This is a genomic window from Elstera sp. (assembly GCF_044372965.1).
Lineage (GTDB): Bacteria > Pseudomonadota > Alphaproteobacteria > Elsterales > Elsteraceae > Elstera.
This window is the reverse complement of record NZ_JBILQX010000042.1, coordinates 1-23,826: the sequence shown is the minus strand read 5'-3', so window position 1 is coordinate 23,826 and position 23,826 is coordinate 1. Positions and strand designations below refer to the sequence as shown.

Genomic DNA, 23,826 nt, shown 5'->3' with positions numbered 1-23,826 from the left:
TGGCATAACCGGTGCGCACGCCTAAGCGCGCGAGATAGACGGCAGTATTGAGCGTGTCCCCCCCAAAGCTGAGCGTGGCCGGGCCGAGGCGCGGGGCGGAAAGCTCGAGCATCGCCTCGCCGAGGCAGTGAACCAAAGGTTCAGACATGGGAATCCTCTCCTAAATAAACGCGGCGCACCTCCGCGTTCGTGGCAATTTCGGCGGGCGATCCTTCCACAAGAATCCTCCCCGCCACCAGAACCGAAATCCGCTCGGCGAAGCGAAACACCAGATCCATATCGTGATCGATCAGCAGCAGCGTTACCGACGCGGGCAGCGCCAGCAGATGATCGATTAGGGCGGCGCTTTCGTCGCGCGGCACGCCCGCCGCAGGTTCATCTAGCAGCAGCACTTTTGGCTTGAGCGCGAGCGCCAAGGCGATTTCGAGCAAGCGCTGCTGGCCGTAGGGTAAGCGCCGGGTTTCGATATCGGCAACGCTGGCAAGGCCAATCTGCTCCAAGAGCGCCCCCGCCTCCCCATCGCGCGCCGCGTCGCCCGCAAGCGGCTTCCACCAGCCACCGGATTTCCCGTCGCGCTCGGCGAGCGCCAATCGCAAGGAAGTGCGCGGCGTAAGGTTGGGAAAAAGCTGATTGATCTGAAAACTCCGGCCCAAGCCGCGCTTCACCCGCGCTTCGGGCGGCAGATGGGTTATGTCCTCCCCCAAGAGCCGCAGGCGGCCTTTTTGCGGGATATGAAAACCCGTGAGCAGGTGAATAAGCGTGGTTTTACCCGCGCCATTGGGGCCGATCAGCGCGTGACGCGCCCCTGTGGTAACGCGCAAGCTCAGCCCATCGATCACGGACCGCGCGCTGTATCCATAGTGCAGATCGCTGGCTGCCAAGGCCCAACCGCGCATGTCCGAGACTCCTCCCACCGTCGCGGCTTAGGCGTAGCAGGCGGGAGGAGCCGCGCAAAGCGAAGAGACGCGCGCAGGGCGATGCAAAATCTGCATCGCCTCTCTGCGCTAACCCTGCCAAGCTCTGCAAATCGGGCCGCTTTGATGTGAAACTTGCATTCGCGCGGCCGGGGCATTTCCGCCCATCATGGGCAGGCGGCAGGGTGGTTTCAGCACCTTGCGGGGACAAGCAAAAGCAGGCAGAAGCACCATGCAGATTATACCTCCCTATCTGATGTTCCTCGGCGATGTGCCGGATCAACTGGCGGCGAAAACCGCACAGGGCATCGTCGATTGGCGGCCGGAATGGTGCGTGGGGCAAATCCGCCTGCCGGGCTGCAAGGCCGATTTGCGCCTGCCCGACCTCACGATTGCCGACGCGGCAGCCCAGGGCGTTAAAACCCTCATCGTTGGCGTTGCCAATGCGGGCGGCGTTCTGCCGGATCATTGGACCGATGTGATCGTTGCCGCGCTCGATGGCGGGCTGGATGTGGCGAGCGGGCTGCACACCAAGCTGGGCTCGAAACCCGCCATTGCCGAGGCCGCCGCCCGCACGGGCCGGACGCTGTTCGATGTGCGCCATACCGATCAAAGTTTCGCCACCGGCAAAGGCCATAAGCGCGCGGGGATGCGTCTGCTGACGGTCGGCACCGACTGTTCCGTGGGTAAGAAATATACGGTGTTGGCGCTTGAAAAAGCCATGCGGGCGCGCGGCCTTGCGGCGGATTTCTGCGCCACCGGGCAAACCGGCGTGTTCATCTCCGGGCGCGGCGTTGCCATCGATGCCGTCGTTGCCGATTTCATCTCGGGCGCGGTTGAATGGCTCTCCCCCGATGCCGCCCCAGACCATTGGGATTTGATCGAAGGTCAGGGCTCGCTCTTCCACCCCTCCTTCGCGGGGGTTTCGCTCGGGCTGTTGCACGGCGCGCAGCCGGATGCGTTCATCGTTTGCCACGAGCCGACCCGCACCAGTTTACGCGGCGTGAAAACCCCGTTGCCGAGCATTGCCGAGGTGATCGACCTCACTATCCGCTGCGGGCGTCTGACCAATCCCAATATTCGCGCCACGGGTATTTCGGTGAACACCCAGGCGCTGGAGGAAGCCGCCGCCCGTGCGCTGCTGGCGGAGCTTTCCGCCGCCCACGGCCTGCCCGCGACCGACCCCATCCGCTTTGGCGTTTCAACCCTCGTGGACCGGTTGCTGCAAGAGTTTCCCGCAGCGCAAAAGGTTGGAGCGTGAGTATGGGAATTTCCCTCAGCGTTGCCGCCGAAAGTTGGCCGATTGCGGGCAGCTTCACCATTTCGCGCGGTAGCCGAACCGAAGCGCGCGTGGTGGTGGCAACCCTTCACCTCAACGGCGCGACGGGCCGGGGCGAATGCGTGCCCTACCCGCGCTATGGCGAGAGTGTTGAGGGCGTCGTCGCCCTGATCGAAGCGCAAGCGGCGTGGCTCGCCTCGCAACCCTCGGCACGCCAAGCCCGGTTAGGGCTTCTCGACCGGCTCAAGCCCGGCGCGGCCCGCAATGCGTTGGACTGCGCCCTGTGGGACCTGGAAGCGAAACAAGCCAACATTCCTGTTTGGCAGCTTGCGGGCCTATCGGCCCCCGCCGATGCCGTGACCGCCTATACGCTCAGCCTCGGCACACCCGACAGCATGCGGGAGGCCGCGCAAAAAGCCGCGCACCGGCCCTTGCTGAAAGTGAAACTGGGCGGTGCAGGCGATCCCGAGCGGATTGCCGCTGTGCGGGAAGGTGCGCCCGACAGCAGCTTGATCGTCGATGCCAACGAAGCCTGGACCGATGATCTGCTCGAACCTTGTCTAGCCGCCTGCCGCGCGGCGGGGGTAGAACTGATCGAACAGCCGCTACCCGCAGGCAAGGACGACGCCCTGACCGGGCTGGATGCCGGCATTCTGCTCTGCGCCGATGAAAGCGTGCATGACCGTTCAACGCTTGATGCCCTCGCCACCCGCTATCAGGCGATCAACATAAAGCTCGATAAAACCGGCGGGCTGACCGAGGCAATCGCCATGGCCGACGCCGCCGACGCGCGCGGCTTGAAGCTGATGATCGGCTGTATGGTCGGCACCTCCCTCGCTATGGCCCCGGCGCTGCTGCTGGCGGGGAAAGCCCAATATGTCGATCTCGATGGGCCGCTGTTACTGGCAAAAGACCGCGACCCCGGCTTGAGCTTCAGCGGTAGCCGGATTTCCCCCGCGCTTGCCGCGCTGTGGGGCTAGGGGGCGGCTATGGATTTGCGCTGGCTGAACGATTTTCTGGCGGTGGCCGAAACCGGCAATTTCACGAAAGCCGCCGAACAGCGCAATTCCTCGCAAGCGGCCTTTAGCCGCCGCCTGCAAGCGCTCGAAGCTTGGGTTGGCAAACCCTTGATCGACCGCAGCTTCTACCCCACCCGCCTTACCCCGGAAGGAGAGCAATTCCGCGCTTACGCCACCGAAATCGCCCGCAATCTTACCGATGCGCGGGCGGAGATTTCCGGCGGCGGCGCGACCAAGGCCGACCATATCCGCATCGCCATTCCGTATGCGCTGGCGACAACCCGGCTGCCAACATGGTGGGCCGAGTGGACGGACGGCCAGAAGCTGACGTGTAGCCTGATGCTGGGCAATATCCACGATCTTGGGGCCGCGCTGGTGGCCGGGGAAGTCGATGTCGCCATCTGTTTCTACGGCGCGCAGGAGCCGATGTTTCTCGATATGGCACGGTTCGATAAAGTGCAGATCGAAACCGACCGGCTGCGCCCCTGGGCGGCGAAAACGCTGGTGGCAAGCGGTCAGCTTCAGTTTCCCGGCACCCCGCGCCGCCCGGTGCCCCTGCTGCGCTACTCGCGCGGTATCTATTTCGCCCGGCTGGTCGATGCCATCATCGACGCAGCCCCCACCCCGCTTGCCAGCACGCGCGTGATGGAAAGCGATATGGCCGACGTGCTGCGCGAAATGGCGATTGCCGGGCATGGCGTTGCCTGGCTGCCCGATTCGGGGATTACGCCTGCCGCCGCCGACGCGCTCACCCCCTTGGGCGGCGATGGCTGGGGCATGGATATCAGTATCGTCGCCTACTGCGACCGCACCAATCGTAGGGCCGCCGTGCATCGCCTCTGGTCGGGGCTGAAGCAGGCGGAACCTGCAAACCTTCATCCGGTTCGAAAACCCGCTATCAAAAAGAAACCGGACAAACGCTGACCGGCCAACGGCAGCCCATTCCCAACAGGGATACATCACACGAGAGAGGAGAACAGCCTATGCGTTCCACCATCACGCGCACCAGCTTTGCCATTCTGGCAACCACGGCGCTCGCGTTCACCGCCCAGGCCCAAGACCTGACCGGCACCTTGAAGAAGATCAAGGAAACCGGCGCGATTTCGGTCGGCCACCGCGATTCCTCCATTCCGTTTTCCTACCTCGACGATCAGCAAAAGCCGATTGGCTACGCGATGGATATTTGTGCCGCGATCGTCGATGCGGTGAAGCTGCACCTGAAGCTGCCCGCGCTGCAGGTGAAGTTCACGCCCGTCACCTCCGCCACCCGCATCCCGCTGATCGCCAATGGTACGGTCGATCTGGAGTGCGGTTCGACCACCAATAACCTCGACCGGCAAAAGCAGGTGGCCTTTGCCAATACCCATTATCTCACCGCCAGCGCTTTCGTGTCGAAGAAGACCGCCAAGCTCCTGAAAATCGAGGATCTGAAGGGCAAGACGGTGGTCTCCACCTCCGGCACGACCAACATTAAGCAGCTCAACGATGTGAACACGGCGCGCGGTTTGGGCATCAATGTGCTCGCCGCCAAAGACCATGCCGAAGCCTTCCTGATGGTCGAAACCGACCGCGCCGCCGCATTCGTGATGGATGATGTGCTGCTCGCAAGCCTGGTTGCCAACGCCAAGGCCCCTGCCGACTATCAACTGAGCGCCGAAGCTTTCTCCAAGCCCGAGCCTTACGGAATCATGCTGCGCAAAGATGATCCGGATTTCAAAAAGCTGGTCGATAAAGCGACAGCTGATTTTTACACCAGCCCGGCTGGGGCCGCGACCTATGCCAAATGGTTCCAGCAGCCGATTCCGCCCAAGGGCCTCAACCTGAATGTCCCCATGTCCCCCGGCCTGAAAGGGGCCTTTACCAAGCCGACCGATAGCGCCGATCCTGACGCCTACGGCTCGTAAGCATTTTCCCGCCCTCCCCCTAGGGAGATGCTTGAGCCGGAGGGGAGGGGGGATTCCCCCCCCTCCCCTTGCAGGCGTGATCACAGGACGGGCCACCATGAATTACACTTGGAACTGGGGCATCTTTTTAGAGCCCTCGCCGGAAGGCATTGGCACTTATTTTGATATGCTGCTGGTCGGCCTGAAATGGACGATTACCACGGGGGCCTGCGCCTGGGTGTGGGCGCTGCTGTTCGGCAGCTTCATCGGCGTGATCCGCACCCTGCCTAACCGCTGGACCGTTGGTTTCGGCAATGCCTATGTGGAACTCTTCCGCAATATCCCGCTGCTGGTGCAACTGTTCCTCTGGTACTTCGTGCTGCCGGAACTGGTTCCCGCCCCCATCGGCTTATGGTTGAAGCAACTCCCCAACGCCTCGTTTTTCACCGCCGTTGTCGGCATCGGCTTTTTCATGTCGGCTCGGGTGGCAGAACAAGTGCGCGCCGGGATTATCGCCCTGCCGCGCGGACAAAGCATGGCCGGGCTCGCTTTGGGACTCACCACCGCCCAGACCTACCGCTATGTGCTGTTGCCGATGGCGTTCCGCATCATTCTGCCGCCACTCACCTCGGAACTGCTGAACACGATCAAGAATACCTCGGTCGCACTCACCATTGGGCTGATTGAACTCACCGCCCGCGCCCGTGCTATTCAGGAATTCTCCTTCCAGGTGTTCGAGGCGTTTACCGCCGCCACGGTGATTTATCTGCTGCTGAACCTGCTGGTCACGGCAGCGATGCGCACGCTGGAACGCTGGGTGAAAATCCCCGGCTACGGACAGGGGAAATAGCGCCATGTTTAGCGATTTCGATTTTAACGTTATTTGGCGTGCCCTGCCCTACTTGCTGAAAGAAGGGTTGGTCTTCACCCTCACCCTGACCGTGCTCGCCACCGCTGGCGGCATCGTGCTCGGCACCTTGATCGCGCTGATGCGCCTTAGTTCGCTGCCGGTTCTGCCGAAAATCGCAGCCGGCTATGTGAACACCATGCGCTCCCTGCCGTTGGTACTGGTGATCTTTTGGTTCTACTTCCTCGTGCCCTATATCGGCCAATGGGTGTTGCAAAGCGACCGGCCGATTGCGGTGGGGGCCTTTGCCTCCAGTCTGATCACCTTCACTCTGTTCGAAGCGGCCTACTTCTCCGAAATCATGCGGGCGGGGATTCAGTCGATCTCCCGTGGGCAGTTGATGGCGGGTTACGCCTTGGGGCTGACGTACCGGCAGGTCATGAGCTACGTCATCCTGCCGCAAGCCTTTCGCAATATGGCCCCGGTGCTGCTGACGCAAACCATCGTGCTGTTTCAAGACACTTCCTTGGTTTACGTGCTCTCGATTCCGGATTTCCTCGGGGCGGCCTCGAAAGTGGCGCAGCGCGACGGGCGCTTAGTGGAGATGTATCTGTTCGCCGCCGCCGGATACTTCATTATTTCCTTCACGGCTTCGACCCTGGTGAAGCGGTTGCAGCGGCGCATTGCCATCATCCGCTGACCTTCGCTTCAGGAGATTTCCTATGAGTGCAATGATTACGCTGAGCAACGTCAGCAAATTCTATGGCCCGGCCTTTCAAGTGCTGAAAGACTGTAGCCTGACGGTCGCCAAGGGCGAAGTGGTGGTGGTTTGCGGCCCGTCGGGCTCGGGCAAATCCACGCTGATCAAATGCGTGAACGCGCTGGAGCCGTTCGAGAGCGGCGAGATCACGGTGAACGGCATTAGCCTAAAAGCGCCGGGCACGGATTTACCGAAACTGCGCGCCCGCGTGGGCATGGTCTTCCAGCATTTCGAGTTGTTCCCCCACCTGAAAATCACCGAGAACCTCTGTCTTGCGCAGCAAAAAGTCTTGGGGCGCTCGCGGGATGAGGCGATGGCGAAGGGCGAAATGCTGCTGGAGCGCGTGGGCCTGTCCCAGCACGCCCATAAGTTCCCAGGGCAGCTTTCCGGCGGCCAGCAGCAGCGCGTTGCCATTGCCCGCGCCCTGGCGATGGACCCGATTGCGATGCTGTTCGACGAGCCCACCTCGGCGCTGGACCCCGAAATGATCAATGAAGTTCTCGATGTGATGGTAGAACTAGCGCGCGAAGGCATGACAATGATGGTCGTAACCCATGAAATGGGCTTCGCCCGCAAAGTGGCGCACCGCGTAGTCTTCATGGATCGCGGTGAAGTGGTAGAGGATGCCGAAACCACATCTTTCTTCACCGAAGCCAAGAGCGAGCGGGCGCAGCTTTTCTTATCAAAAATTTTATCTCACTGACTCTAACATAACAGGAGCCGCTTGCCTGCTACCGACGAGAAGGACCCTCCGCGATGACCACCCCTGCCAAGAAAATAAAAGCGGGTTCCTTCCTCGGACGGTCCCTTCTTGCGCGGTCGATGACGACGCTAATGATGATCACCGCCCTTGCCAGCCTCACCGGCTCGCTCGGCGGTTGGATCATGCTATCGCAGGTCATGGCCGATCAGCGGGTGAATGAGGCCGAAAGCCGCTCCCGCGTTGCCATTGCGGCCCTAAGGGATGTCTATACCTATGTCGCGATCGAATCCGGGGCGAATGGTATGCTCCAACGGATCAAAAGCGATAAGCTTATTGGGGATGAAGCGTCCTTGCTAATCACCGGTTTGGATCCGTCCGATGTGGTGGCCGGGGTCGCACAGCGGGCTTTTGGGGAAATCTGGTTGTTCAGCCGATTAGACGACGGCCTACTGCAACCGCTCGTGACGAGTTCCCAGCGGCCGCGCGCGGGTTTTCAGCTAGCCCCGATCGATCCCCTAGTCGCCGATCTTGCCAAAGGCGAGCGTGTCGTTGGATTTTTGGATTTAGCGGGCGAACGACATTTCGTCAGCATTATTCCTATTGTGAGCCAGGCGGGGAAACTGCTGGGTGCCGTTTTAGTCAGCGTTGGCCGGGAAGCCCAACTGCTGCAAGCCGAACGCACACTAACCCGCAATGCACTGATCATTCTGATCGGAACCTTGGCCGCCGCCGTGCTCGTGGGCTTCTACAGCTTCCGCCGCCAGTTTCGCCCGGTGCCGCTGCTCATTCAATCCACCCAAGCGATTGCGCGGGAAGAGATTGATACCCGCGTGCGGTTTCAGTCGCGCGTTGACGAACTCGGCACGCTCGCCCGCGCGCTCGAAGATTTACGCCTGGGCATGGCCGACCGGATTCGCCTGCGCGAAGCCGAGGAAATTCAGCGCCGGGAGGCCGAGCGACGCCAGATTATGGATAGCGCGATTGCCCGCTTCCGCACCGAGATCGACCGCGCCTTAGCCGAAACCCGCAAGAGCGGGCGGCAAGTGCGCGATATGTCGGGCTCGCTCGGGGCCAGCGTCGGCAACTCGCAAGCCCAAGCCCGCAGTGTCGAAGGGGCAGCGAGCGAGGCCAGCGAGAATGTCGCCAGCGTCGCAGGCTCCGCCCGTGCCCTTTCCCAGATGATCGCCACGATTGCCGCGCGCGCTGACCATTCCATTGAGGTGGTCAACCGCTCTCGCCAAATCGGTGAACAGTCGCGCACCCGCACCGCCGATCTGGTGAAAGCCGCCGATCAAATCGGCAGCGCCGTAACCCTCATTCGCCAGATCGCCGAACAGACCAACCTTCTGGCTCTCAACGCCACCATTGAAGCCGCGCGCGCGGGCGATGCCGGGCGCGGGTTTGCCGTGGTTGCCTCCGAAGTCAAAACCTTGGCCACCCAATCCGCCGAAGCCACCAACGGCATTGCCGAGCAGGTTCAGGGCATTCAAACCGCAACGAAACAGGTGGTGGACGCGGCGCGGGAGATGGAAGGCGTGCTGGCCGATATTGGCGCGGTCAGCCACCAGATCGCCGACGCCGTGCGCCAGCAAGACGCCGCCACCGGCCAAATCGCCCGGGCCGCAGGCTCTGCCGAAGACCGCATGGGCGGTATCCGCACCGATATGGGCCAGATCGGCGCGCTGATCGAACAAACCTCCGTCGCTACCGCCGAGTTGGAGCGGATTGCGGGCGCGCTCGCCCACTCCGAAGACCAGCTTGCTACCGCCATTCAAGACTTTCTCGGAACTGTCGCCGACACCGACAGAACCGCTGCTGCATAAGGAAATAGCTCATGTCGCGTATCGTTCTGCTCAATGGCGAATTTCTCGATTTTGCCGATGCTAAGCTGTCGATCATGGATCGGGGATTTTTATTCGCCGATGGCATTTACGAGGTCAGCGCCGTCCTGAACGGGCGCACCATCGATAACGCAGCGCATCTGGCCCGGCTGGACCGCTCGCTAAAAGAAATCGATATTCCCAACCCCTATAGCGTGGCGGAATGGGTGGCGTTTCAAAACGGCCTTATCGAGCGCAACGGGCTCACCGAAGGCGTCGTCTACATCCAAGTCACGCGCGGGGCAGCCGAGCGCGAGTTTAGCTATGCCGAGGGGCTGACGCCGACCGTGGTGATGTTCACCCAGGTTAAAAACCTGCTGGGCTCGAAACTTGCCGTCGATGGTGCGAAAGTGATTACCGTGCCGGACCTGCGCTGGGCGCGGCGCGATATTAAGTCTGTGGCCCTGCTGCCCCAAGTGCTCGCCAAACAAGCCGCAGCCCGCGCGGGCGCACAAGAGGCCTGGATGGTGGAAGACGGGGTCGTCACCGAAGGTGCCTCCTCCTCCGCGTTTATCGTGACGCAGGATGGCGCGCTGGTCACGCGCCCCTTCACCCAAACGGTCCTGCCCGGCATCACCCGCCTCGCGATCACCGCCCTGATCGCCGAAACCGGCCTGCGGCTGGACGAGCGCACCTTCACCGTTGACGAGGCAAAGGCCGCGCAGGAGGCGTTTTTCACCAGCGCTTCCACCTTCGTTGCCCCGGTAGCAACCTTGGACGGCACCCCCATCGGCACGGGCAAACCGGGGCCGGTGGCGACGAAACTGCGGGAGATTTATATTCGGCAGGCGCTGGCGGAATAGCTTCAGGCGCTTACTCGGCGGCGGCCCCGAGCGTGTCCGTCGCCACCCGCGTCTTGGCGTTCAGAACTTCGATGCCGACCAAGCGATTATCGGCATCGAAATCGAACATAATGCCGGGCGCGATTTCTTCGGACTCGACCGGCGGGTGCGCCGAAAAATGGACGTAGAGCGCGTCAACGGCAGGATCGTAGGAAGTTTTCATTGCCTCGCCCCTCGGTCAAAAAATGCAGTTACGATCAATATATCAGACCCAACAGGTTTATATGCAACCCTTAGAATCCGCCCGCCAAAACCCTCGATACGTTTGAACGCACGGATTATGTCCCGATCTCTAGGATCGGACTCGGTCCAGTCCGGATGCGCGAGGGTTTCCGATATCCAGGCCTCCTCAATACAACGTGCCTCGATGACTGTTTGAGCATGAGCGGATAAACGAAGCATCTTAAATCCCCCGCGTCATCGCCACCGCCTGCGCTAGGGCCGTGCGTAGGCTGGTGGCATCGGCCTTGCCCGTCCCGGCAATATCGAAGGCGGTGCCGTGATCGACCGAGGTGCGCACGAACGGCAGGCCTACGGTGATATTCACGCCATGGTCGATACCGAGATATTTCACCGGAATCAGCCCTTGATCGTGATATTGCGCAACGACGATATCGAATTCGCCTTGCCGGGCGCGCATGAAGATCGTGTCGCCCGGCCAGGGGCCGCTTGCGTCGATGCCCTCGGCACGCATTCGGGCGATGGCGGGCATAATCACATCCAAATCTTCGCGCCCGAAAAGCCCGCCCTCGCCCGCGTGCGGGTTGAGCCCCGCCACCGCCACGCGCGGCGCATCGATCCCATAGGCGCGGCAGGCTTGATGGGCGAAGCGAATGGCGCGGCATTCGTTCTCCACCGTCACCGCCTTAATCGCGTCTGAAAGGCTGAGGTGGATCGAGACCAGCAACACGCGCAACTCATCGTTCGCCAACATCATCGCCACATGATCGGTGCCAGACCGGGCCGCGAGAATTTCGGTATGGCCGGGTAAACTCACCCCCGCCGCCTTCAGCGCCTCCTTATGCAGGGGCGGCGTGACGATGGCGGCAATGCGCTTTTCCATCGCCAAGTCGATCGCCGTGCAGAGCGAGGCATAGGCGGCAGCCCCGGCGCGCGCATCGATTTTGCCAAAAGGTAGATCGGGGGGGAGCGCTTCCACCAGCGGCAGCACCGCCAGCGCCCCCGGCGGGACGCCCAAGGCTTCAGCCGGATCGGCCACTGGAACGATCTGAAGCGTGGGCGCGACAATCCCCGCCGCCCGGCGCAATATTCCCACGTCGCCGATCACCAGCAGCGGCACGCTTAAGCGCGCGGGATCGACCGCAAGCTTGCAAATCAACTCCGGCCCTATCCCGGCAGGGTCTCCCAAGGTGAGGGCGAAGGGCATCGGATCGGGCATTACACCTCGCAAAAGCTAGAACGCAGAGCCGCAATTGGGGCGAAACTGTGTCGAGATGTCAAATAGGGGTGACAGGAACGGGTGTAGGCTTGCGCCTTCCTTGCTCCTTCCCCATGGGGTGCGATGCCCGTTTACAGTTACACCCTTGGCCGCGAGTGCCATGTTTTCGACGATCTGAAAACTCTGCTCGCCTGCGCCTCGCCGCGCCGCTCGGGCGATGAGTTGGCGGGCCTCGCCGCCTCCTCCGACGAGCGCCGCGTCGCCGCCCGCTTGGCCCTGGCCGAGGTGCCGCTGAGCGCTTTTCTCGATGATGTTCTGATTCCCTATGAAGCGGACGAGGTAACGCGCCTCATTCTGGATACGCACGATGCCGCCGCTTTCGCTCCCGTGGCGAGCCTGACGGTCGGGGAGTTTCGCGAGTGGCTGCTATCCTACGCGGTGGAAGCCGAGGCGCTGACGCGGGTCGCGCCGGGCCTTACGCCGGAAATGGTCGCCGCCGTCTCCAAACTCATGCGCAATCAGGATTTGATCGCGGTCGCGGCGAAATGCCGGGTGGTGACAGCGTTCCGCACGACAATCGGGCTGGAAGGCCGTTTGTCCAGCCGCCTGCAACCCAATCACCCAACCGACGATCCCGCCGGAATTGCGGCGTCCACGCTGGATGGGCTGCTGTTTGGTATCGGCGATGCGGTCATCGGCATTAACCCCGCCACCGATAATCTGCCCGCCTGCATGAAGCTGATGGAGATGCTGGACGCCATCCGCCAGCGCTACGATATCCCGACGCAATCCTGCGTGCTGACTCATGTCACCACCAGCATCGCCGCCATCGAACAGGGCGCGCCGCTTGATCTGGTGTTCCAATCGGTCGCCGGAACCGAAGCCGCGAACAAGGGTTTCGGCGTGACCATCGCCATGCTGCATGAGGCGCGGGAAGCCGCCCTGTCGATGAAGCGCGGCACCGTGGGCGATCACGTCATGTACCTTGAAACCGGCCAGGGCAGCGCGCTATCGGCGGGGGCGCATCATGGCGTCGATCAACAAACGGTTGAAGTGCGCGCCTATGCCGTTTGCCGGGCGGTAAAGCCGCTGCTGGTCAATACGGTCGTGGGCTTCATCGGGCCGGAATATCTTTACGATTCCAAGCAGATCATTCGCGCGGGGCTCGAAGATCATTTCTGCGGCAAGCTGCTCGGCCTGCCGATGGGCGTCGACGTTTGCTACACGAACCACGCCGAAGCCGATCAGGACGATATGGATAGCCTGATGCTGCTGCTCGGCCAAGCCGGGGTGAGTTTCGTCATCGGCGTGCCCGGTGCCGACGATATTATGCTAAACTATCAGAGCCTGTCCTATCACGATATCGTTTCGCTGCGGCATTTGCTGCGCCGCCAGCCCGCGCCGGAGTTTCAGGCGTGGCTGGAGCGGATGGACATGCTGGATTCGCGCGGACGCTTGCCGCCCCCCACGGAACCCGCCGTCAATCGCCTCCTAACGGCTGGTGGGATTTGATGAGCTTCGATCCCTGGGAAACCTTACGCAAAGCGACCCGCGCCCGCATCGGCCTCGGGCGCGCGGGCGATGGCCTGCCGACCGCCGAACTGCTGAAATTCCAACTGGCCCACGCCCGCGCCCGCGACGCCGTGCATGGTCGCGTGGATTTTGCGGCGCTGGCTGCCGATCTCGCGCCGCTGCCGACGCTGAAAGTGAAATCCCAAGCAACCGACAGGGCGATCTACCTGCGCCGCCCCGATCTCGGGCGACGCTTGCACCCGGACAGCGCGGCGCTGCTGGCGAAAGTGCCGCCGCAACCGTGGGATATTGTCTTTGTCGTCGCCGATGGCCTGTCGGCGGGCGCGGTGCAAACTCACGCCGCGCCGATGATCCGCGCCTGTCTGGAGAGGCTTCCCGGCTGGCGGGTTGCGCCGATCGTGCTGGCGGAACAGGCGCGCGTCGCCTTGGGGGATGAGGTTGGCGATCTTTTGGGGGCACAGCTTTGCCTCCTGCTGGTCGGCGAGCGCCCCGGCCTTTCCGTTCCCGATAGTCTTGGGATTTACATGACCTATCGGCCCAGGCTCGGGCGGCGGGATTCGGAGCGCAATTGCCTCTCAAACATTCACGCCGACGGCATGAATTATACAAGTGCCGCTGATAAAGCGGTATGGCTCGCGCGTGAAGCGGTCCGGTTGCGGCTGACCGGCGTCGAGCTGAAAGAAAACGCGCCGAACGCAGGGGTTTCGGCGCGCGATGTGAAGACTATAGACCAATAAAAAATGGGACGAAACGCACCCTAAAACTCTCGGAACAGGAGAATTTCATGTCTACAACAAAAACGGCTCTTAGTAAAAGCCTCAGCGGGGTGCAGCTTTGGGGCATCGCCGTGGGCCTCGTGATTTCCGGCGAATATTTCGGCTGGAGCTTTGGTTGGGCTTCGGCGGGCACCCTCGGGTTTTTGGTCACGACGCTGTTCGTGGCGGCCATGTATGTAACCTTTATTTTCAGCTTTACCGAACTCACCACGGCCATTCCCCACGCGGGCGGGCCGTTTGCCTATAGTTACCGCGCGTTCGGGCCGAAAGGCGGTTTTGTTGCCGGGTTTGCGACGCTGATCGAATTCGTCTTCGCGCCGCCCGCGATTGCGCTGGCGATTGGGGCCTATGTGAATGTGCAGTTCCCGGCGCTCGACCCAAAAATGGTCGCCGTGGGGGCCTATATTCTCTTCATGGGGCTGAATATCGTTGGCGTTGGCATTGCCGCGACCTTCGAGCTTTTCATTACCATTCTCGCCGTTTTTGAACTGCTTGTGTTTATGGGCGTTGTCGCGCCCGGCTTCCAATGGAGCAATTTCGCCGCCAACGGTTGGGCGGGCGAATCCACCTTTACGATGGGCACCCTCGGCGGGATTTTTGCGGCGATCCCCTTCGCCATTTGGTTCTTCCTTGCGATTGAAGGGGCCGCTATGGCGGCGGAAGAAGTGAAAGAGCCGAAGAAGATCGTTCCGCGCGCCTATATCGCTGGGATTCTCACCCTCGTCTTCCTCGCCTTCGGCACGATGATTTTCGCGGGCGGCGTCGGCGATTGGACGGCGCTATCCAACATCAACGACCCGTTGCCGCAGGCGATGAAAACGGTTGTCGGCGAGTCTTCCGGCTGGTTTAAAATGCTCGTAGGGATTGGGATTTTGGGCCTCGTCGCCTCCTTCCACGGCATTATCATGGGCTATTCGCGCCAGATTTTCGCCCTGTCGCGCGCAGGGTTCTTGCCGGGCGTGCTCTCCACCGTTCACCCGACCCGCAAAACCCCCCATTTGGCCATTATCACCGGTGGCGTGATTGGGATTGCCGCGATTTTCTCGGATAATCTCATCACGATCAACGGCACCACCTTGACCGGGAACATCGTCACCATGTCGGTGTTTGGCGCGATTGTTATGTACATCATGAGCATGCTCAGCCTGTTCAAACTGCGCCAGAGCGAGCCTAATCTGGAGCGGCCTTACATCGCCCCGCTCTACCCGATCTTCCCGGCGATTGCGCTGGTGACGGGCATCGTCTGCCTTATCGCGATGATCTATTACAATTTCATCGTCTTCTGCCTCTTCGTTGGCCTGTTCGCCCTCGGCTTTGCCTATTACGCGGCAACCGGCCATTTGCGCGCCGGGGCCGACGGCGATTTGCTGCTGGGCACAAAGTAAGCCTAAGGGACGGGCGGGGGTTTTCGGGCACCCCCGCCCTTAACCAAACTTCTATTGCGCCGCGATAAAATCTCAGGCGAGACTATTCGCGCATACCGCTCCCCTAAGGTTGGAGGCCGATGGTCCGCCCGCATCGCCCCTTTGCCGCCTGCAATGTGCTCGCCGCCGCCGCTTCGGGCGTGATCGATTTTATCGACAACCAAGGGGGCAATGCTGAAACCGTGCTGCACCGGGCGGGGATTGACGTGTCGTGGCTGACCGATCCCACGCTGCCGCTCGATCTTGCCGCTTACGTGCAGATGATGGAGGAATCGGCAGCGCAAACCGGTAACGGCAATTTCGGCCTTTGGTACGGCCAGCAGTTCCAGCCGCAGAATTTGGGCTTGATCGGCGGCGTCACCCTCGCCGCGCCCACGCTTCTGTCGGCGCTCGAAGCCCTGGCCGGGCTGTTTCCCTACCATCAACAGGTAACGCATACAGCCTTCCGGGAGGCGGGCGGCATTGTGGCGCTCGAATATCGCATTCTCGACGGCGCAATTCTTGCCCGGCGGCAGGATGCGGAACTGACGATGGGCATGTTCGTGAATGTGCTGCGCAGCGTCTTCGGTCCTACTTGGTCGCCGGAGGAAGTACATTTCGAGCACCCGCGCCCCGAACAGGCCCAGGAGCATGCGCGGGCGTTTCAGGCCCCGCTCCATTGGGGCCAACGCACGAATGCCTTGATCTTCAAGCGGCCCGCCGAGGATATCGCCATGCCCGGCGCGGACATCAAACAGATGGACCGGCTGCGCCGCCAGCTTCTGCACGCCGCCCACGGCAGCGCGGGGGAAGTGCCGCTGATCCGCCGCGTTCAGGCGGAAATCCGCAGCCGCCTGGTGGATGGCACCCCCTATATCGAAGACGTGGCCGACGCGCTCGATATTCGGCGCTGGACCCTTCAGCGCGCGCTGGCCGACGAGGGCGTGAGCTTCTCGGATATGGTGGAACAGGTCCGCCACCAATTGGCACGGCTCTACGTGCAGCAAACCCATGTGCCGATTGCCGATATCGCCTTTCTGCTGGGCTATTCCGAAATAAGCGCCTTTAGCCGGGCCTTTACGCGCTGGTTTGATCGGTCGCCGCGCCAGTTCCGCGCCCATGAACCGCGCCTCGCGTAACCCGCGTGGCTTTCGATAGAAGTGCCCAAACGAACATGCTACCAACGGGGGCCTTTGGTTCCATGGAAGCAGGAAAAGCGTGACTGTCTCCCCCCTCGTGCGCGTGCGCGGCTTATCGCCCCAAGAAAGCGCGCTCTTGACTGAAATCGCCGCCGAGGCGCTAGGCCAACCCGTGACCCTTATCCCCGATCCCGAGGGGACACTGTCATTTGGCGGAACGGCGGAGGCTGCGTTTCCGCCGCTGTGGCTGTTCGTTCCCGTCGATGAAGCGCCCGCGCGCGAAACCAAAGCCTTTTTGTGGACCGGGCCGCGCGCGCCGCAAGGGTTGATCGAACAGCTTAACGGTCTGCCATGCCTGACGACCGAGCCCGAGGCCAACGCGGATTGGCCCGCTTGGGCCGAGTATTTCACCACCGGCGATTTCATTATTACCGACCGCCTGCCGCTCGCGGCGCTGGCCAATGCTATGCTGAAACCTGCGCTCTTCCTGGCCCCTCATGGCGCGGACGATATGAGCCGCACCCTCCCCTTCACGCTTGGGTGCCCGCTGCCCACGGTTGCGCGGCGGCTCGCCAGTTTCGACCGCAATGCCACTATGGCGGATCTCTTGAATTGGAAGCGCGTCACGCAAGCGCGCCTGCGCCAAACGCTGCGCGCGCAACAGGATGCCTAATATGAGCCAACGATTTTTCACCCTGATCGAGCGGTTCGGCGTCGAAACCCACGGCCCCTCTGCCGTTCACAGCGGCAATATGGGCGATATTATTCACGCGCTCCCCGCCATCCGCGAACTCGGGATTGAACGGTTCGTGCTGAACTGCGTCGTCGATACCCAGTTGAGCGGCCGGATTTTGACCGAAGGCGGCGCGCGCTTCCTGGTGCCGCTGCTGCTCGCGCAACCCACAATCCGCTGTGTCGAGATCGTGCGCGTGCCCATCGGCATTTCCGAAGGCTTCGGGGCCACTGCCGCAACGCCGGTCATCAAAGGCTTGCCGCTGGAGCATGTGGACCCGGCACTCCTGGGCGTCGATCATATTTTCGACCGTTTCCGCCTAGAGCCACTAGAGCGCAGCCATCTCGTTGCCTGCCATAGTTTTGCGGTTGGGGCCACCGCGCGCGGGCACGCCCGTTGGATCGATCTACCCAACCCGTCCCCCAGCCCCAAAAGCGGTATTATCCTGTCGTTCACGCCGCGCTACCGCCAGAACGACACGCGCTTTTTCAAGGAAGCTTTAGACGGTTTGGGGCCGATCACTAAAGTCGGCCTGCCCCATGAAGCTTGGGTGTATGGCGATATTCCGGGGGATATGATCACGGCGGCGGACGCGCTGGATCTCGCCGATCGTATCGACCGGGCGGCACTGTTCGTTGGCGGGCAGTCCCTGCCCCACGCGATTGCCGAAGGCTTAAAGGCCCCGCGTTTGGTGGATAGCCCTAGCGTGATGCTCACCTCCTGGCCGTTGGGGGCGCGCGGGTTCGTATTGCCGAGCACGGTAGCCCAGGCGCGCGCGCTTGCCATCGATCTTATCCAAACCCCCGACGCGCCCTCCCCCCACGCTTGGCAGGCCCCGCGCCTGCGCCCCACGTCGGAAGAGCCGCTGCGCTTCGGGCTGTTCGGGAAATCGGCGGGCGGGGCCTATAGCGAAGCGCGCAGCCATTGGCTGTTAGCGGACGCCACCCCCGGCCTTGTCAGCGTGTCGCTGCCGCTGGCTCCGCTTGCGCGCGACGGGGCCGCGCTCGCCACCCTTCGGCTAGACGTGACCACCGACGCGCCGCACCTCATGCTGCGGGCGCTGCGCCTGGTCGATGCGCAAAACCGGCAGGTGTGGGCGCTGGACCCGAGAACGGCGGAAAGCGCCCGCTTCTTCGGCAGTCTCAGCCAACCCGATGGGCTGGTGTGCCCGCCGCTCGTGAGCCCCGACGGACTGCTATTGGTCAAAACCCGCCCGCACGCTTGGTTTGACCTGCCGGTGCCTGCGGTCGCCCTGGACGCGGCGGGGCCGGGAGGCCTGCTGACCGTGGACGCCGAGGTCATGGATGAATCGGCCCTAGAGCCGCGCCTCTTTACCCGGCTGGCGACCGCACTTGACCGATACGCCGAACAAGCCGCAACCGAAAGCCTGCGCCAAGAGTTTCAACAAAAACTTGATCTTACGGAACAACGCGCCCAAAGCTTGCATCTTGAGATTGAGCGCCTCAAGCGCGCGCTCGGCCCGTTTTTCAGGCCCACGCAGGTTTTGGTCGTGCTCTTGCGTTTTCTCAAACTGCTTCTGACGGACCGGGCAGGTCTGCGTCGCGCGATCAATCAGCGCGGTGGCGGCAAGCAATTGGCCAAAAAGCAGCTTGCCAAGCTTCTGAGCCGATTGACGGCACCCATTCGCCGCCGCGTGCGCCCCTATTCCACCTATGCCCGCACTGTCATCGACGCAATTCGGACGCATGGGCTGCGCGGGGTGCGCGGGCGCGGTCTGCGGCGGCAATGGCAGGAAATGCGCCGCCCCCCCCGCCCGCTCTCGCCCAGGGCGCGGGAAACGCGCTGGTGGGGCGATGATTATGCCGCCTGGGCCGCCCGCCAAGATGAAATCCTCGCCCATCTTCCCGCCGAAGCCGCCGAGGCGGGGCGGATCATCTCCATCGTCGTGCCGGTTTATAATCCTAAGCGCGACGAGATCGAGGCGATGGTCGCCTCGGTCCTGGCGCAGAAATACGCGGGCTGGGAACTCTGCCTTGCCGATGATTGCTCGCCCGATCCTGCTGTGCGGCCCCTGCTGGAAGGGCTGGCGGCACAGGATTCGCGCATCAAGCTCATCTTCCGCGAAACCAACGGCCATATCGCCGAGGCAACCAATAGCGCGCTTGCGGCGGCGAGTGGCGATTACGTCGCCTTTATGGATCAGGACGATATGCTGCACCCGGCGGCGCTGCTGCTCTGCGTGCGCAGTTTTCGCGCGCAGCCGCAGCTTCGCTTGATCTACACCGACGAGGATAAGCTGAAAGACGGGGTGCGCTGCGAGCCCTATTTTAAGCCCAATTGGTCGCCCGCGCTGCTGCACGCGCAGTATTTCATCAATCATCTGACGGTGGTCGAGCGCGCTCTGGTGCAAGACGCCGGGGGCTTGCGGAAAGAGTATAGCGGCGCGCAGGATATGGACCTGTTCCTGCGCTGTCTTGACCGGTTAACGCCCGGCGAGATCGGCCATGTGCCGCTTATTCTCTATCATTGGCGCTGCACGCCGGGGTCAATTGCGGGCGATTCGAGCGCCAAACCCTATGCGTTCGATGCGGCCCGCAACGGGCTGCGCGATTATTTCGCCCGGCGCGGGTTGCCCGCCCTGGTTGGCGAATCCATACACTTTTCGCTCCACCGCGTCCGCTTCCCGGTGCCGGAGACGACGCGGCTGGTGCTGTGCCTTGCGGGCGGTGCAAGCGCGGTTCCCGAGGGAGCGCTCGCCCATATTCAGCTTTTGCTGGCGGGGTGGCGCGCGCGCTTCCCGCAGGGCGGCGCGACCGGGTTGCTGGCCCTGCCGATGGCGGGACTCGAGGATGCTCCCGACGATCTCGGCATTGTCGGGGTTGCGGGCGACGCCCAGGAAGGGGCGGCCTTGCGCGCCCTGATCCAGGCCGCCACCCGCACGAAAGCCGATGTGATCGTAACGGCATCGCTCGCAGCGCTGCCCGCCGATCTCGATACGCTGATCGAACTCGCGGCGCGGGCACTGCAAGGGGATGCCGGGTTGATCGGCGCGCGCGTCAGCGATGCCGAAAACCGCGTGCGCCATGCAGGCTTGATCGTCGATGAAAGCGAAGGCGCGCTGCTGCCCTATATCGGCATGCCCGCGAACGAGCATGGCAGCTTTGGGCGGTTGCAACTGGCGCAGGATATCGCCGCCGTTGCCCCCTGGTGCCTTGCCCTCAGTCGAGAGGCCGCGCCCGCCGTGACGGGCCGCCAGGAGGAAAGCGCCCTCGCGACCGTCATCGCCGCCGCCGCTGACTTGCGCCGGGCCGGGCGCGCCAGCGTTTGGACGCCCTACGCCGCCTATCGCCTTGCCCCCGAGGCCGACGATGCGGCGATCTATGGCGCGGGGTTGAAGGAGGGGGAGCGGGAAGCGCTGGCCGCCGAAGGCGCGCTAACCGATCCCTACTATCACCCCGCTCTGTCGCGTCAAACGCTCTATGCCGTTTCGCCGGAGTTTCCGGACTTAGCGATTTTGCGGAACTAGCCCATGCCTGAGATGCTTCCCCCCCTGCCCTCGGATGCGCAAGGCCGCGCCATTCTGCTCTTGGCCCCGTCTGCCCGCGCCGATCTCGACGATCTCCAATGCCTCGCCGCCCGGCTGTATTTAGACAGTCTGCGCAGGGAAAAGCGGATTGAGCCCGAGGTAATCCTCTGCGATCCCGAAGGGGCGTTCGGGGCCGATCTGCCCGCCCGGTTGGGACTGACCCACCCGCCCCGGCGTCTGTCGGTCGAAGGTCTGCCCCCGTGCGAGCCGTTAATTTGCCCGCCCGCGATGCCAATGATGACCCGCGCCATGCTGAGCCTCGAATGGGTCCGCAGCGAAGCAATTTCAGAGGTCATTACCGTCGATCTGTCCGGCGCTGGCTTTTATCTGGCCCTCGCGCTTCGGCAAGGGTTGCTCGCCCGCCCGCTTGAACTGACCGTGATCGAGACGGGCGGCGCGAAGAACCATGATTTCACCGCCTTCCGCTTCCCCGAGTTTGCCGAGATCGGCCTCTATCATATGGAAGCGGAAACCCTGCGCCGGGCCGGGCGGCGGCTATTACCCAGCCTCGGCACCGGCAGTGCTGCAACCGAGACGCCGACGCGGCTGCTGTTCCTCCTCGCCGATAGTGGGTTGGTGGAGCTCGATTGGATCGACCGGCTCTTACCGCGCCTGACCGAGGCTCAACAGGTAGAGGAGGTTCAGTTCCTGCGCCCCGGCGCGCCCCTGACCGCCGCCCAAAAGGCTAAGGCCGCCCAAGCAGCGGGCCGGATTGGCGCATCGGTGCGGTTCCTCACCTCCTCCGGCGAACGCCCGAAACTCAGTGGCCCAACGCTGGCGGTGATCGTCGGGCGCGGCGGGGCCGCGGGGCTGCTCGCCCATCTGGCCGCAAGCTGGGGCCTGCCGCTCGCCAGCGCCCACCCGGTCGCGGCAGAGGATGCTGCCGATGGGCCGTTCGCCCGGCTACCGAAATCGCCCACGCTCTCGGCGGTGGCGATTGATGGGGCCTTGCGCGCCCCCCTCGCCGTGGCAACCCCCGCCTGGCAGATCAGCACGCCCGCCGCTGCGCCGGTCGCCCTAGCCTCCGACGATGGACCGTTGGTCACAGTCTGCCTCGTTACCTTCAACCGGCCCGGCATGCTGCGGGAGGCGATTGCATCGCTCGAAGCGCAAACCTCGGCGGCTTTCGAGGTTATTCTGGTGGACGATGGCAGTTCCACCCCCGATGCGCTGGCGGCGCTTGACGCGCTGGAAGAGCCTTTCGCCCGCCGGGGATGGCGCATTATCCGCAAGCAAAACGGCTATCTGGGGGCCGCCCGCAATACGGCGGCCGCCGAAGCGCGCACGCCCTATTTGCTGTTCATGGACGATGATAACATCGCCAAGCCGATGATGATCGAGCGGTTCTTGCACGCGGCCCAGGCCAGTGGGGCCGATGTGCTGACCTGCTTCAATGATAGTTTTCGGCAGACCCTTCCCGACGCTACGGGCTACAATCGCCCCCAAGTAACGCACCGCCGCCTGTTCATGGGGGGCGCGGAAGGGTTAACGCCGCTCTATAATATTCTGGGCGATGCAAATGCCCTGGTCCGGCGCAGCACCTTCGAGGCTGTCGGCGGGTTTCACGAGGACTACGGCGTTACCCACGAAGATTGGGAGTTTTTCCTAGCCGCCTCCCGCACCGGCGCGCGGCTGGAAGTGCTGCCCGAAGCCCTCTTCTATTACCGGGTTGCCGATATCAGCATGACCACGGTAACGCAGATGGAGCGGAACCTATTCCACTCCACCGCGCCGCTGCTGGCGGGCGAGGGGGCCCCGGCGGGCTATTTTATTCTGCGCAGCCTCGCCAAAACCTTTGGCTTTGCCCCCTTCGAGACGACAAAGGACCCGTAAGCGCCCCGTTGCCGAGGCCCTAGCGCAGAAATTTGAGCGCGGCGCGCAGCGGGGCTGTCACCTTCCAGGCGGTTGAGGCGAGGATGGAGTGATAGGCGGCGGTGGTCGCGCGAAGCTCGGCGCGCGTTGCCTCTAATTCGGCGCGGGCGGCAATAAGGGCGTGCTCGCTCTGTGCCGCCTGATCCTGGGCTTCGGCGTTGAGGGCACGGAGCCGGTCGACCTCCGGGCGCGGAACCGGCCAGGGGGGCGATGGATTGGTTTCCGCCAGCGCGCCGAGGCCGCTGAACGGATCGCTCAGCGCCGCTTTTGCCGCCGGATCGGCCAGCAAAAGGCGGCGGCGGTCGTCCATCGAAATCGGCGTACCATCGTTAAAATGGGTGAAGCTATAGGTTAAATCGAGATCACTCAGCGCGGCTTCCGCCGCCGCCAATCGATCCCGATAGCGCGCAAACAGCGGCAGAATCGGATGATCGTCGGGTAGCCGGTAGCGGTTCTGATGCCGGGAAATGCGCGGCAGATCATCCGCAGCAAAGCCCGAGTAATGGAAGAAAATCAGCGGTTGCCCGCGCAAGCTTCCGCCATCGCCTAGCGCCTCAAAGGGTTCGCGCTGCGGCAAGTTCCAATAGGCGGCATTCACACCCGGATGGCGCAGAATAACCAGCCTCTCGATAAAACTCGCAATCATCGCCAGATAGAATTGATCGACGAAATAATAATGGTTCGGATGGGCGATGGACTGATTATTCAACCGATCCTGCCACCAGTCGAGGAAACCCAGCGCCGCCGGACTATCATTGAGCGCCAGAAACCCGCCATTGAATTGACCGCTTCGCAATACGTCTTCCGTGCTCGGCGAGTGCCCATCGTCGGGCAGTGGCGCATCAATATGCGCGGTCACAACCGCATCGCCCTGCGACAAAGCCTCGAAGATCGGCTGGAGCGGCGCGTAGACCTCCATATCCGAATCAAAATATAAAACTTGGTTATATCCCGCCGCAAACAGCGCCTTAAATCCGCTGGGCTTTAGCGCGTTGCTCAATTCGAACGCGTCATATTGAAACGCCATAACCGCGCTATGGGGGAGCGCAAGATCGCTCAAGAGTAAAATTCGGCACCCCATGCGCCGCTCGAGCGTCGCGCGCCACCCGTCGCCCCGATCCCGTTCGGGCAGCAGAATGTAAGTATCGCAAATCCCCTTTAAGGACTGCACCAAGACCTGCGCTTTCGGCAGATAGCTATAGGTGCAGACGGTAAAAATAGCCTGGCGCGTCGTTGGCTGAAGCGCCGGGGGCGTGGGATTCGGAGCGTAGGTCATAGGGTCGGTTATCGGGCCGGG

At 62.7% G+C, this 23,826-nt stretch carries 21 protein-coding genes; 16 read left to right on the top strand and 5 right to left on the bottom strand.

Going from position 1 to position 23,826, the window contains the following annotated elements; translation table 11 throughout:
• Positions 1-140: 140 nt before the first annotated feature.
• Complete coding sequence (locus tag ACIQ36_RS07770; protein ID WP_395827833.1) at positions 141-896, bottom strand: ABC transporter ATP-binding protein; 756 nt, start codon at positions 894-896, stop codon at positions 141-143.
• Between the two features lie 250 nt (positions 897-1,146).
• Here ACIQ36_RS07770 and dgcN point away from each other — a divergent pair, with 250 nt between their 5' ends.
• From dgcN to ACIQ36_RS07725, 9 genes are all read left to right on the top strand, one after another.
• Positions 1,147-2,175 (top strand): N-acetyltransferase DgcN, encoded by a 1,029-nt coding sequence (gene dgcN / locus ACIQ36_RS07765; protein ID WP_395827830.1) that lies wholly within the window; start codon positions 1,147-1,149, stop codon positions 2,173-2,175.
• A gap of 2 nt (positions 2,176-2,177) precedes the next feature.
• Positions 2,178-3,173 carry an N-acetyl-D-Glu racemase DgcA gene (gene dgcA, locus ACIQ36_RS07760; protein ID WP_395827828.1) on the top strand — a complete coding sequence of 332 codons (996 nt, stop codon included), beginning with the start codon at positions 2,178-2,180 and terminating at the stop codon, positions 3,171-3,173.
• Between the two features lie 9 nt (positions 3,174-3,182).
• On the top strand, positions 3,183-4,136 hold the full coding sequence (locus tag ACIQ36_RS07755) for a LysR family transcriptional regulator (protein ID WP_395827825.1): 954 nt from the start codon (positions 3,183-3,185) through the stop codon (positions 4,134-4,136).
• Between the two features lie 59 nt (positions 4,137-4,195).
• Positions 4,196-5,116, top strand: coding sequence for a transporter substrate-binding domain-containing protein (locus ACIQ36_RS07750; RefSeq protein ID WP_395827822.1), 921 nt, complete (start codon positions 4,196-4,198; stop codon positions 5,114-5,116).
• A 97-nt stretch (positions 5,117-5,213) separates the two neighbouring features.
• The gene (locus ACIQ36_RS07745) at positions 5,214-5,945 is read left to right on the top strand and encodes an amino acid ABC transporter permease (RefSeq protein WP_395827819.1); all 732 of its coding nucleotides are present in this window, start codon (positions 5,214-5,216) and stop codon (positions 5,943-5,945) included.
• Positions 5,946-5,949: 4 nt separating this feature from the next.
• On the top strand, positions 5,950-6,642 hold the full coding sequence (locus ACIQ36_RS07740; RefSeq protein WP_395827816.1) for an amino acid ABC transporter permease: 693 nt from the start codon (positions 5,950-5,952) through the stop codon (positions 6,640-6,642).
• 31 nt (positions 6,643-6,673) lie between these two features.
• The gene (locus ACIQ36_RS07735; RefSeq protein WP_395827836.1) at positions 6,674-7,405 is read left to right on the top strand and encodes an amino acid ABC transporter ATP-binding protein; all 732 of its coding nucleotides are present in this window, start codon (positions 6,674-6,676) and stop codon (positions 7,403-7,405) included.
• 53 nt (positions 7,406-7,458) lie between these two features.
• The gene (locus ACIQ36_RS07730) at positions 7,459-9,228 is read left to right on the top strand and encodes a methyl-accepting chemotaxis protein (RefSeq protein WP_395827813.1); all 1,770 of its coding nucleotides are present in this window, start codon (positions 7,459-7,461) and stop codon (positions 9,226-9,228) included.
• An 11-nt stretch (positions 9,229-9,239) separates the two neighbouring features.
• On the top strand, positions 9,240-10,088 hold the full coding sequence (locus ACIQ36_RS07725) for a D-amino-acid transaminase (protein ID WP_395827810.1): 849 nt from the start codon (positions 9,240-9,242) through the stop codon (positions 10,086-10,088).
• Between the two features lie 10 nt (positions 10,089-10,098).
• Here ACIQ36_RS07725 and ACIQ36_RS07720 read toward each other — a convergent pair whose 3' ends face one another.
• Genes ACIQ36_RS07720 through pdxA form a run of 3 tightly spaced genes read right to left on the bottom strand, consistent with a single transcriptional unit; the run spans position 10,099 to position 11,526 of the window.
• The gene (locus tag ACIQ36_RS07720; RefSeq protein WP_395827807.1) at positions 10,099-10,290 is read right to left on the bottom strand and encodes a DUF2283 domain-containing protein; all 192 of its coding nucleotides are present in this window, start codon (positions 10,288-10,290) and stop codon (positions 10,099-10,101) included.
• Positions 10,287-10,529: a DUF4258 domain-containing protein gene (locus ACIQ36_RS07715; RefSeq protein WP_395827804.1), complete on the bottom strand. Its 243-nt coding sequence runs from the start codon at positions 10,527-10,529 to the stop codon at positions 10,287-10,289. Before ACIQ36_RS07715 ends, ACIQ36_RS07720 begins: the two co-directional genes overlap by 4 nt.
• A 1-nt stretch (position 10,530) precedes the next feature.
• Positions 10,531-11,526: a 4-hydroxythreonine-4-phosphate dehydrogenase PdxA gene (pdxA, locus tag ACIQ36_RS07710; protein ID WP_395827801.1), complete on the bottom strand. Its 996-nt coding sequence runs from the start codon at positions 11,524-11,526 to the stop codon at positions 10,531-10,533.
• A 123-nt stretch (positions 11,527-11,649) separates the two neighbouring features.
• Here pdxA and ACIQ36_RS07705 point away from each other — a divergent pair, with 123 nt between their 5' ends.
• The 7 genes from ACIQ36_RS07705 to ACIQ36_RS07675 all read left to right on the top strand — a co-directional run bounded on the left by ACIQ36_RS07705 (position 11,650) and on the right by ACIQ36_RS07675 (position 22,490).
• Positions 11,650-13,038, top strand: coding sequence for an ethanolamine ammonia-lyase subunit EutB (locus ACIQ36_RS07705; protein ID WP_395827798.1), 1,389 nt, complete (start codon positions 11,650-11,652; stop codon positions 13,036-13,038).
• Positions 13,038-13,796, top strand: coding sequence for an ethanolamine ammonia-lyase subunit EutC (gene eutC, locus ACIQ36_RS07700; RefSeq protein WP_395827795.1), 759 nt, complete (start codon positions 13,038-13,040; stop codon positions 13,794-13,796). Before ACIQ36_RS07705 ends, eutC begins: the two co-directional genes overlap by 1 nt.
• 47 nt (positions 13,797-13,843) lie before the next feature.
• Positions 13,844-15,220 carry an ethanolamine permease gene (gene eat, locus ACIQ36_RS07695; protein WP_395827792.1) on the top strand — a complete coding sequence of 459 codons (1,377 nt, stop codon included), beginning with the start codon at positions 13,844-13,846 and terminating at the stop codon, positions 15,218-15,220.
• Positions 15,221-15,339: 119 nt separating this feature from the next.
• A complete protein-coding gene (locus ACIQ36_RS07690; protein ID WP_395827790.1) occupies positions 15,340-16,377 on the top strand; it encodes an AraC family transcriptional regulator in 1,038 nt (345 codons plus the stop codon).
• A gap of 79 nt (positions 16,378-16,456) precedes the next feature.
• Positions 16,457-17,050 (top strand): hypothetical protein, encoded by a 594-nt coding sequence (locus tag ACIQ36_RS07685; RefSeq protein WP_395827787.1) that lies wholly within the window; start codon positions 16,457-16,459, stop codon positions 17,048-17,050.
• Between the two features lies 1 nt (position 17,051).
• Positions 17,052-20,597, top strand: coding sequence for a glycosyltransferase (locus ACIQ36_RS07680; RefSeq protein ID WP_395827784.1), 3,546 nt, complete (start codon positions 17,052-17,054; stop codon positions 20,595-20,597).
• Positions 20,598-20,600: 3 nt separating this feature from the next.
• On the top strand, positions 20,601-22,490 hold the full coding sequence (locus ACIQ36_RS07675) for a glycosyltransferase family 2 protein (protein WP_395827781.1): 1,890 nt from the start codon (positions 20,601-20,603) through the stop codon (positions 22,488-22,490).
• A 19-nt stretch (positions 22,491-22,509) separates the two neighbouring features.
• On the opposite strand, the gene ACIQ36_RS07670 is transcribed toward ACIQ36_RS07675, so the two are convergent.
• On the bottom strand, positions 22,510-23,826 hold a 1,317-nt coding region (locus tag ACIQ36_RS07670), incomplete at its 5' end, for a hypothetical protein (RefSeq protein ID WP_395827779.1).

Bases quoted from the DNA above. Each gene is read 5' to 3' on its own strand.
- ACIQ36_RS07770 (WP_395827833.1), bottom strand. From the start codon at position 896: ATGCGCGGTTGGGCCTTGGCAGCCAGCGATCTGCACTATGGATACAGC.
- dgcN (WP_395827830.1), top strand. From the start codon at position 1,147: ATGCAGATTATACCTCCCTATCTGATGTTCCTCGGCGATGTGCCGGAT.
- dgcA (WP_395827828.1), top strand. From the start codon at position 2,178: ATGGGAATTTCCCTCAGCGTTGCCGCCGAAAGTTGGCCGATTGCGGGC.
- ACIQ36_RS07755 (WP_395827825.1), top strand. From the start codon at position 3,183: ATGGATTTGCGCTGGCTGAACGATTTTCTGGCGGTGGCCGAAACCGGC.
- ACIQ36_RS07750 (WP_395827822.1), top strand. From the start codon at position 4,196: ATGCGTTCCACCATCACGCGCACCAGCTTTGCCATTCTGGCAACCACG.
- ACIQ36_RS07745 (WP_395827819.1), top strand. From the start codon at position 5,214: ATGAATTACACTTGGAACTGGGGCATCTTTTTAGAGCCCTCGCCGGAA.
- ACIQ36_RS07740 (WP_395827816.1), top strand. From the start codon at position 5,950: ATGTTTAGCGATTTCGATTTTAACGTTATTTGGCGTGCCCTGCCCTAC.
- ACIQ36_RS07735 (WP_395827836.1), top strand. From the start codon at position 6,674: ATGATTACGCTGAGCAACGTCAGCAAATTCTATGGCCCGGCCTTTCAA.
- ACIQ36_RS07730 (WP_395827813.1), top strand. From the start codon at position 7,459: ATGACCACCCCTGCCAAGAAAATAAAAGCGGGTTCCTTCCTCGGACGG.
- ACIQ36_RS07725 (WP_395827810.1), top strand. From the start codon at position 9,240: ATGTCGCGTATCGTTCTGCTCAATGGCGAATTTCTCGATTTTGCCGAT.
- ACIQ36_RS07720 (WP_395827807.1), bottom strand. From the start codon at position 10,290: ATGAAAACTTCCTACGATCCTGCCGTTGACGCGCTCTACGTCCATTTT.
- ACIQ36_RS07715 (WP_395827804.1), bottom strand. From the start codon at position 10,529: ATGCTTCGTTTATCCGCTCATGCTCAAACAGTCATCGAGGCACGTTGT.
- pdxA (WP_395827801.1), bottom strand. From the start codon at position 11,526: ATGCCCGATCCGATGCCCTTCGCCCTCACCTTGGGAGACCCTGCCGGG.
- ACIQ36_RS07705 (WP_395827798.1), top strand. From the start codon at position 11,650: ATGCCCGTTTACAGTTACACCCTTGGCCGCGAGTGCCATGTTTTCGAC.
- eutC (WP_395827795.1), top strand. From the start codon at position 13,038: ATGAGCTTCGATCCCTGGGAAACCTTACGCAAAGCGACCCGCGCCCGC.
- eat (WP_395827792.1), top strand. From the start codon at position 13,844: ATGTCTACAACAAAAACGGCTCTTAGTAAAAGCCTCAGCGGGGTGCAG.
- ACIQ36_RS07690 (WP_395827790.1), top strand. From the start codon at position 15,340: ATGGTCCGCCCGCATCGCCCCTTTGCCGCCTGCAATGTGCTCGCCGCC.
- ACIQ36_RS07680 (WP_395827784.1), top strand. From the start codon at position 17,052: ATGAGCCAACGATTTTTCACCCTGATCGAGCGGTTCGGCGTCGAAACC.
- ACIQ36_RS07675 (WP_395827781.1), top strand. From the start codon at position 20,601: ATGCCTGAGATGCTTCCCCCCCTGCCCTCGGATGCGCAAGGCCGCGCC.